We start from the raw sequence: 8452 nt of genomic DNA, 5'->3' as shown, positions 1-8452 counted from the left end.
CCCGCCGGCCGGACGGCCGGAGTACCGCGCGGCCCGTCCCGCACCGCTGCCGCTCGAAGGAGTCGACCGGTGCCCACCGAAGCCCCCCTCTCCCCTTGGCAGCTGCCCCCCGACCATCCCGCGGAGCAGTTCCTCACCGGCTCCCCGCCGCTGTTCGCACTTGCCCGTGCCCCCCGTGTCACCTACTGCCTGTACGTCCCCCGCCGCCACGGCACCACCGGGGAGCCCCAGGGGGACCGTTGTGCCCGGCCCGGGAACCGGGTGGTCGGGAAGCGGTCCGGGACGGATCCGGTGAGCCGTCGCCGCATCTCAGAGAGATCCCGGCGTTGTTCCGCCGGCGGTGAACACCGGTCCGACCGGGCTCGACCAGCACTACGGTCCAGTCCCATGACGATGACGACGACGCGTACGGTCGAATACCTGGCCGACGGCCTGACGATGACCGGGCACCTCGCCGTCCCGGCCGGCGTCGGCCGCCGGCCCGGGGTGCTGCTCGGACCGGAGGGCATGGGGCTCAGCGACGTCGAGCGCGGGCGCGCCGATGCCCTCGCCGAGCTGGGGTACGTGGCCCTGGCCTTCGACCTCCACGGCGGGCGCTATCTGGGTGACCCCGAGGAGATGCTGGCCCGATGCCTGCCGCTGCTCGCCGCCCCCGACCGGATGCGGGACATCGGCCACGCTGCGCTCGCCGTGCTGCGCGCCGAACCGCGGACCGACCCCGACCGGATCGCCGCCGTCGGCTACGGCACCGGGGGCGCCGTCGCGCTGGAACTCGGGCGCGACGGCGTCGACCTGCGCGCGATCGGGACGGTCAACGCACTGACCACGGGCCGGCCGGGCGAGGCGGCGCGCATCGGCTGCCCGGTGTGGGCCGGGGTCGGGTCGGAAGACCCGATCATGCCGCCCGCGCAACGGGAGGCGTTCACCGCCGAGATGCAGGCCGCGGGCGTCGACTGGCGCCTCGTGGTCTACGGCGGCGCCCTGCACGCGTTCCACCACCCGCCGGTCGACCACCCCACGGTCCCCGGCGTCGGCCACCACCCGCGGCACGCGCAGCGAGCCTGGCGCGACGTCGTCGACCTGCTCGCCGAGTGCCTTCCCCTGACGCAATGACACGCGACGACCGGGAACCGCGACCGCGCACCGGTGGCGAGCTGCCGGTGGCGGGCTGCCTGCTCGCGTGAGCGTGCCGGCCACGAAGCACCTGCTCCACCGCACTCCGCCGGCGACGGGTCGTCTCAAGGCCGCGCGGTGAGCCACTCGGCCAGGTGCTCCAGGACGTACCAGTGGGTGCGGCCGGTGACACCGGCGGTCCGCGGGACCACGTCGTCGGCCCGTGAGAGTGCCTCGCGCAGCGCGTCGTCGGTGGTGCCGAGCAGAGGGACGGCCTCCTGGAGGGTCACGATCGCAGGCCGCCCGTCGTCGCGGGCAGCGAACTGCGCCAGGGCCGCGGCCTCGTCGGCGTACAGCCACAGCCTCCGGTCGCGGGAGACCGCCGCCGCGTCGGTGGGGTCAGGCCCGTCGACGCCGCGGAACGGCTCGCCCAGCGCCGTGACGACCCTTTCCCGCAGCAGCCAGACGAGTTCGTCCGGCCGGTCGGAGAAGTGCAGCCGGAAGGAACGCAGTTCGATGACGCGGGAGGCGTGGTGGTCCGCCACGTAGCGCCGCTCGTCGCACACGGACCGGACCACCTCCTCGCTGAAGCCGGTGGCATCCAGCCAGCGCATCCAGAGCCGTGGGTCGAGTTCGTCCTGCCCGAACAGAGCGCTCGTGAAGTGGTGGACGAGACCGCTCTCCTCGACAGCGGTGAGACGCCTCGGCCGCTCCGTCCTGGGCAGGACGTGTCCGAGCAGGATCCTGCCGTCGGACCACGCGCTCCAGCCCATCGCCAGGTTCCCGCCCACGTGCAGGACCGTCGGGCCGCAGTCGACCTCCACCTCCTTCTCCCGCAGGAACGGCCGGCGCTCGAACTCGGCTTCGGCCGTCGCGGCATCCAGGCAGACGACGAGGGAGCCCAGCCTGATGCGCGTCGCATCCGACGGAATGACAGGAACGTGTTCGGACGGCATGGACGGTCCCCTCCCCGGAAGAGTTTTGTCATCCTCAGTGTGACGCCACCGCGCGTGCCGGTCCGGCCGAACCGAACCGAATCGAACCGCACCCGAGCCGCACCCGAGCCGGACCCGGGCCGGGAACCGGCGGCCGCGCCGGGGCGTCCCCGCCCACAACCGGACAAGAAGGAGCACCTGTGGAACCGGCCGACCGGACCGAAGCACTCCAGGTCGAATTCGACCGCGTCCAACTGGCGGGCACGGTACGCGGCCGGGCCGTCGTGCGGGTGCGGCTGAACCCCACGGACCGCCGCAGCCCTCCGGTGCTGCGGCTGCGCCGCTTCCTGTCCCGCCTGGTCGAGTTCCGCCGGCGGGACCTCGACGCCGCCGGCTCGCCGCTGGGCCCGGCGTTCGAGGTGACGGCCCTGCCGGGGGAGGAGCCGCGCCAGTTCGACACCCCGGTGGACCTGCCCGCCGAGGCGGCGTCCCGCGAGTACTTCCTGGAGTGGGCGCTCGACCCGGCGGACCATCCGAGGATCGGGGCCAAGGACGACGAGATGGTGCTGTTCCGCGTGCAACTCGTCGCCGCCGAGGCCGACCGTCCGCAGACGCCCGAGCAGCAGAAGCTGGTCGTCATCTCCTGGTCCGACGCGGACGGCGTACTTCGCGGCACCTGGCAACAGCCGGGCCGCACCCCGGAGCCGCTGCGCCAGGCCCTGACCGAGCTGCTCAGGACCTCGGAGCGGCAGGCGTCCGCCTGCCGGGACTGCCGCCTGCGCCGGGAACTCGACCGACTGCTGCTGGAGGACGCGGTCTGGGCCTGCGAGGACGGGCCGGAGCTGGAGGAGATCCGCCGGTTGCTCGTGCTGCGGGAGCTGGAACCGGATTCCGGCTCCATCGGCTACGACACCTACCGGAGCCACCCCGAGCATCTCCCGCACGCCCACCCCGACATCGCCGAAGAACTGGCCGCCGCCCGCGCACGGCATCACGCACGCCTGCTCGCCTACGCCCCGCCCGAGCCGGCCGGCCCGCTTATCACACACGAACCCTGACGGGCATTGAGCTCGCTCCCTCCTGAAGTCGCAGGTGGCCACGATGTCGTGGGCCGACGCGATCGGATTGCTGTCAGGGGGGTCGGATACCTTGCCGGAATGACTGACACGGACCCGTTGGTGCCCGTCCTTGCCGGACTCGTCGTGGACGTTCTCCGGTTCCTCGACAGCTGCGAGGACGACGAGGTGGACCCCGACGCCGCGGTGAAGATGATGGAGGGCGTGAGCTGGGTGCTGAACCGGCTGCCACCTGACCAGCGTGACCGGTTCCTGGCCACACTGGCCGGCCTGGCGGCGGCCGAGCAGGAACCGGGCCGGCGCGAGTTCTTGGAGGCGTTTCCGTTCGCCGGCGGTCTCGTCGCCGATCCCGAGGAACGAGGCCGAGCCGAAGCCTGACCAGGCGAGGAGTGCGGCCGGGGCGGCCGGCCGCGCTGCGGCGGACCGGATGAGCAGCCCGGGACCCGTTGTGTCTCCGTGCAGTGGGCTGCCGGCTCCCTGGTGGATGCCATGAAGGCATCCGATTCGTATTGAACATGTTCAATAATTCGGGGATGATGTCGGTGACAAGTTGCGCTCGGGGGTGTGGTGGTGGAGGTGGCAGGGTCCCGGTCGGCGCTCAAGCGCTGCAGGGCGGCTCCGAGCTGGGTGCACCTCATGTCTGTGGGATGGGTGGGGCTGGTCGCTTTGGGCCCATGGCTGCTCAAGGTCTTCCACTTCGCCAATGACCTTGGGGGCGTGACTGTTCTTCTGGCTGTACTGATGCTGGGCGTAGCTCCGACACTCTTGTTCGGGTTCACGCTCGGACGCGTTCAAGCATGGCCATTCCTCATGGTGTCGGCGGTTTCGGGCGCAGTCGTTCTCCTCATCGAGTTCGCGGCCTTCTCGGACCCGAACCTGAAGACGCAGGACCCGATGCCGGTCTTTGTGGTCAGCTACCTGCTCGTCCTCTTGTTGTTCATTGAGTTTCCCCTTGCCGGGGGAGTGGCGGTTGGGGTGATGTGCCGGAGTTGTCGCAATGGGGGACGGCACTGAATCCTCGGCACAGCAGATGCCCGGGCCCACGTTATGACGAGTGGCCCATATCTGGAGGCGGACGCCCGGCACCCCTCGTTCTTCCTGCTGTCAGCACTGGTGCTGCAGGAGTGGGCCGAGGACCGCGAGATCCTGCTCAGGATTCTCAACGCGCCGGTCGGCGTTGGGGGCAGGGGCTGGATCGGCCTGGCAAGTCATTCAAATGGCACGCCCGCCTGACAGTCACGCACTATGGTGGCGCACATGTCCGAATCCTCAACCAGGGACTTCTACGACGAACTGGCCCGCGACTACCACCTGATCTTCCAGGACTGGGATGCGAGCATGGCGCATCAAGCCCAGGTGCTGGACGAGTTCTTGCACTCGCGTCTGGGGCCGGGACCGCACAGAATCTTGGACTGCTCGTGCGGGATCGGGACCCAAGCGATCGGACTGGCCCTGGGGCGGCACGAAGTCATCGGCAGTGACCTGAGTCCCCTCGCAGCCGCACGAGCCGCAGCCGAAGCGGCAGCCCGTGGCGTCAGCCTTCCGGCAGCCGCCGCGGACATGCGTCAACTGCCCTTCAAATCGTCGATCTTCGACGTCGTCCTGTGCGCCGACAATTCACTCCCGCACCTGCTGTCCGCGCAGGACCTCCAGGCGGCACTCATCGGCATGCGCCGCGTGCTCCGAGACGACGGACTGCTGGTGATCACCCTCCGGGACTACGACGACGCCCGCCTGGCCAAACCCGCAGCAACTCCACCCCAGGTCTCCGAGACCCCCGACGGCCTGGTGATCAACTTCCAGCTCTGGCACTGGCACGAGGACGGCGAACGCTACGACCTTGAGCACTTCCAACTCACCCCAGCACAGAACACCTGGAATGTTCGAGTCCGCCGCACCACCTACTGGGCACTGACCCGCCAGCAGCTAACGGAGTTCGTCACTGAAGCCGGCTTCACCAGCCTCGCCTGGCACACCCCGGCCTCCAGCGGGTACTACCAGCCTGTACTCACCGCTCAGCGTACTTCGTCTCCGTAACAGTCAGCGGTTGCCTCTCGTCGACTTCGTTCCGAGATTCGCTCGCCCAGTCACGCCAGTGTGGCGACGTGGGCGAGCACGGCGCCGACGCCGTCCTCCGTGGCGATCCGGCGGGCGAGTTCGCCCGCGCGGCGGCGCGGGGCCGGGTCGGTCACGCAGGCCGTGATCGCGAGGGCGAGGTTGTCGGCGTCGAGGTCCTGGAACGGCAAAGGCCGGGGGGCGACTTGCAGCCGGTGGAGCCGGTCCGCCCAGAAGGGCTGGTCGGCCATGACGGGGACCGGTACCGCGGGCACGCCGGCGCGTAGCGCGGCTCCGGTGGTTCCCGCGCCGGCGTGGTGGACGACGGCGGCCGTGCGAGGGAAGAGCCAGTCGTGCGGGACGTCGCCGATCGCCAGGAGGTCGTCACCACCGCCGCTGAGCTCGGCCCACCCCGCCTGCACCACCGCGCGCACGCCCGCCTGCTTCACCGCAGCGGCCACCAGCTCGCTCAGTCGTTCCCCCTCGCCCGGTGCCATGCTGCCGAACCCGATGAACACCGGCGGCGGGCCGGCCTGGAGGAAGTCGGCCAGCTCGGCCGGGGGGCTCCAGCCGTCCGGCCGGGGAGGCCACCAGTAGCCCGTCACCTCGACCCGGGACGGCCAGTCCGCCGGTCGCGGCACCACCGTCGGGCTGAAGCCGGCGAAGACCGGCCGGGCGTCGTCTCCCTGCGGCGCCGGTCCGCCCGCGGGCAGCCCGAGGCGGTCACGGAGCCGGGTCACGGCATCTGCGAAGAGGTTGTCCCGGCGCCGCACCGTGTCCCGGCCGGCGGCCAGGTTGCCCTCCGGCCCCAGGCCTTCGGCGGCCGATGCGCCGGGCAGCGGGAACTCCCTGGTGGCGACCCCCGGTACGAGGTGGGTTTCGATGACGGGGATGCCCAACGCCTCGCCGGCCGTCCGGCTGAGCGGGGCCGGGCCGAAGGCGGTGAGCACCAGGTCGGTGCCGTCCGCCACGGCTGTCGCCACACCGTCGGCGAGCCCGGCCGCGTACGCCGCCGTCAGCGCCCGGGCCTCCGCCCGCGACGCCGCCCGGGCCCAGGCCCGGATCAACTCCTGCGGGTCGCCCGGCATGGGCCGGTGGGCGAGGCCGCATCCACCGACGAGTTCGGCGAAGGACGGATGAGCGGCCACCGCGACCTCGTGCCCGGCGTCCAGCAGGCGCCGCCCCAGGCCGGTGAACGGGGCGACGTCTCCCCGCGATCCGGCGGTGATGATCAGGATTCGCATGCGGTGATTCTCCCCCACTCGTCGCCGCCCCGAGCACCGCGCGCGGCCGCCGCCCGGCTGCCCTGACGGCAGGTCACCTCCGCCAGAACAGGTGGTGTGTCACGCCGCTCGGGCTCGGCACGACCTCCAGGTGGAACCGGTCGAGCAGCTCGTCGGGGGACTTCCAGAGGTGCAGTCCGGACCCGAGCTTCACCGGCGAGACCGCCACGTGCATGGTGTCGACGAGGTCCGCGTCGAGGAACTGCCGGACGGTGGTGACTCCGCCGCCGAGCCGGACGTCCTTGCCGTCCGCTGCCTCGCGCGCCCGTTCGAGAACCGTGGCCGGGTCGCCGTCGACGAAGTGGAAGGTGGTGTCGGAGAGTGTGAACGAGGGACGTCGGTGGTGGGTCATCACGAACACCGGGGTGCGGAACGGCGGCTCGTCGCCCCACCAGCCGAGCCACTCGTGGTCCTGCCAGGGCCCGCGCTGGGGCCCGAACTTGTTACGGCCCATGATCTCCGCGCCGATGTTGCGGGCGAAGTCGCGGGTGAAGTAGTCGTCGAGACCCCGGCTCCCCCCGGGGTCCGTACGATTGGGCCAGCTCGCCGTCGCACCGGCCCAGGCGAACAGCTCCTCGGGGTGGGCGTGGCCGAACGGCCGCTCGAAGCTCTGGTCCACACCGGCAGCGATGCCGTCACTGGAGACGATGAAGTTCTGGACCCTCAACAGTTGAGCCACGTGTTCCTCCGGTGTTCTCGGACAACGTTGGTGAGAAGGCCGCAGAATCCCGTCACTGCGTCCCTGACCGGCCGGCCGACCGGGCCGGCGGCGTCCTGACCCATCATGCTGCGGGGGTCTGACGATCCGCCGCCGTGAGCAGAGGCCCGCCCCTGCCGAAGGCCTCCACCACGAGCGCGATCACCGACGAGACTGCCACACCCGAAGCCCGGGCCCGGGCAGCGACGTCTCATGACTGCCCTCTCGTGCGCCGGCGCGTTGCGGGCGGTGACGATGGTGACGTGGACGCGCAGGCGGCAGCCGGGGTCCTTCAGGTGTTTCTCCTCCCTGCGCACCTGGGTGACGATCCGCCGCCAGGACACCGACCGGCACGGTGACGTCGTCACCGCCCTCCTGGACGGCTGCGAGGCCACCGTCAAGCAGCCACGGACCGCCGACGGCCACACCTGGCTGATGCCTCGAAACCCAGCATGCGACCCGATCCCCGCCTGGCAGGCGACCACCCTCGGCAAGTCGCCTCCCTCGTACGCCGCCCTGCAGAGGGCCGGCCGGCAGCGGCGATGCTGCCGGTTCGGCCTGTTCGGGGAGCCGCAAGAGGTCCACCGGGAGTGTCTGGTGATCCGTGGTCCCGCTTCGGTCCGGGTGCCCGGTTCCCGTGGACCGGCGGATGCCCGGCCACGGCCGGCAGGCCGTTCCCGGCCAGGACGGGCGGGCCCTGTCGGGGGTACGGACCCCCGGGCACGGCGAGGCCCTGTCCCGGTGCGCCTGGCCCCCGCTTCCACTCCGTTCGGCATGGCGGGCCCAGGACTCGCACCATCCGGTCGCAGTCCGGCGGCTTCCAGGAGCCGCTCGTAGCGCGGAGGTCCCGGGCGAGGGACGCAAGATGGGCCGGGAGGCAGGTCGTAGGAACCGTTCAGGGACGGGCTGCAGCTACCCGCACAACGCCGTGGACGACCGTTCCCGCCTCGCCCACAGCGAGATCCTGTCCGAAAGCGCGGCCGTCCGCCGGGAGAGACGCCTCGACCTCCGACGCCCTCGTCCCACTCGCCTGCACGCTCATCTGCTGGCGACGCCGCAACGCCCATGGCCAATGATCGTGTGACGAGGCCGTACGGATACGCGCGACGACGTCTTCCCGTCCCGTTGTCCCGGGGGGAAGACGTCATCGCGGCATGCTGTTCGTGAGCTCGCGTCCCGAGCCTTCCGTGGCCGTCCGCCGGCCGCCCGTCGGGCGGCCGGCGGACGGTATTACGTGCGGTCAGCCGGTGGCGGGGACGGTGTCGGTGAAGGTGGTGCCGGCGGTGCGGTAGC

The 8452-nt window shown here is 71.5% G+C and carries 10 protein-coding genes and 1 pseudogene; 8 read left to right on the top strand and 3 right to left on the bottom strand.

Annotated features, from left to right (window positions below):
* Positions 1-387: 387 nt before the first annotated feature.
* Positions 388-1113: a dienelactone hydrolase family protein gene (locus IE329_RS38175; RefSeq protein WP_190215672.1), complete on the top strand. Its 726-nt coding sequence runs from the start codon at positions 388-390 to the stop codon at positions 1111-1113.
* A gap of 125 nt (positions 1114-1238) precedes the next feature.
* Here the strand turns inward: IE329_RS38175 and IE329_RS38170 are convergent, their stop codons facing one another.
* Positions 1239-2069: a hypothetical protein gene (locus IE329_RS38170; RefSeq protein ID WP_190215671.1), complete on the bottom strand. Its 831-nt coding sequence runs from the start codon at positions 2067-2069 to the stop codon at positions 1239-1241.
* 179 nt (positions 2070-2248) lie between these two features.
* Here IE329_RS38170 and IE329_RS38165 point away from each other — a divergent pair, with 179 nt between their 5' ends.
* The 5 genes from IE329_RS38165 to IE329_RS38145 all read left to right on the top strand — a co-directional run bounded on the left by IE329_RS38165 (position 2249) and on the right by IE329_RS38145 (position 5161).
* Entirely contained in the window at positions 2249-3106 is an 858-nt protein-coding gene (locus IE329_RS38165; protein WP_190215670.1) for a hypothetical protein, read from the top strand.
* A gap of 99 nt (positions 3107-3205) precedes the next feature.
* On the top strand, positions 3206-3502 hold the full coding sequence (locus tag IE329_RS38160; RefSeq protein WP_190215669.1) for a hypothetical protein: 297 nt from the start codon (positions 3206-3208) through the stop codon (positions 3500-3502).
* A 258-nt stretch (positions 3503-3760) separates the two neighbouring features.
* Complete coding sequence (locus tag IE329_RS38155; protein ID WP_190215668.1) at positions 3761-4138, top strand: hypothetical protein; 378 nt, start codon at positions 3761-3763, stop codon at positions 4136-4138.
* 33 nt (positions 4139-4171) lie between these two features.
* A complete protein-coding gene (locus IE329_RS38150; RefSeq protein ID WP_190215667.1) occupies positions 4172-4357 on the top strand; it encodes a hypothetical protein in 186 nt (61 codons plus the stop codon).
* A gap of 24 nt (positions 4358-4381) precedes the next feature.
* Complete coding sequence (locus IE329_RS38145) at positions 4382-5161, top strand: class I SAM-dependent methyltransferase (RefSeq protein WP_190215666.1); 780 nt, start codon at positions 4382-4384, stop codon at positions 5159-5161.
* Positions 5162-5211: 50 nt separating this feature from the next.
* On the opposite strand, the gene IE329_RS38140 is transcribed toward IE329_RS38145, so the two are convergent.
* Complete coding sequence (locus IE329_RS38140) at positions 5212-6423, bottom strand: glycosyltransferase (protein WP_190215665.1); 1212 nt, start codon at positions 6421-6423, stop codon at positions 5212-5214.
* A 73-nt stretch (positions 6424-6496) separates the two neighbouring features.
* Positions 6497-7141, bottom strand: a complete 645-nt coding sequence (locus IE329_RS38135; RefSeq protein WP_190215664.1) for a dihydrofolate reductase family protein — start codon at positions 7139-7141, stop codon at positions 6497-6499.
* A 231-nt stretch (positions 7142-7372) separates the two neighbouring features.
* Here IE329_RS38135 and IE329_RS42170 point away from each other — a divergent pair, with 231 nt between their 5' ends.
* Positions 7373-7996, top strand: a complete 624-nt coding sequence (locus tag IE329_RS42170; protein ID WP_373311434.1) for a LexA family protein — start codon at positions 7373-7375, stop codon at positions 7994-7996.
* Positions 7997-8009: 13 nt separating this feature from the next.
* Positions 8010-8132: pseudogene (locus tag IE329_RS38130) on the top strand (IS481 family transposase); the annotation flags it as partial.
* Positions 8133-8452: the final 320 nt, after the last annotated feature.

The sequence above is a fragment of the Kitasatospora indigofera genome, assembly GCF_014655955.1.
Taxonomy (GTDB): Bacteria; Actinomycetota; Actinomycetes; order Streptomycetales; family Streptomycetaceae; genus Kitasatospora; species Kitasatospora indigofera.
The sequence above is the reverse complement of the archived record's forward strand: the minus strand, read 5'-3'. Positions and strand labels throughout refer to the sequence as shown.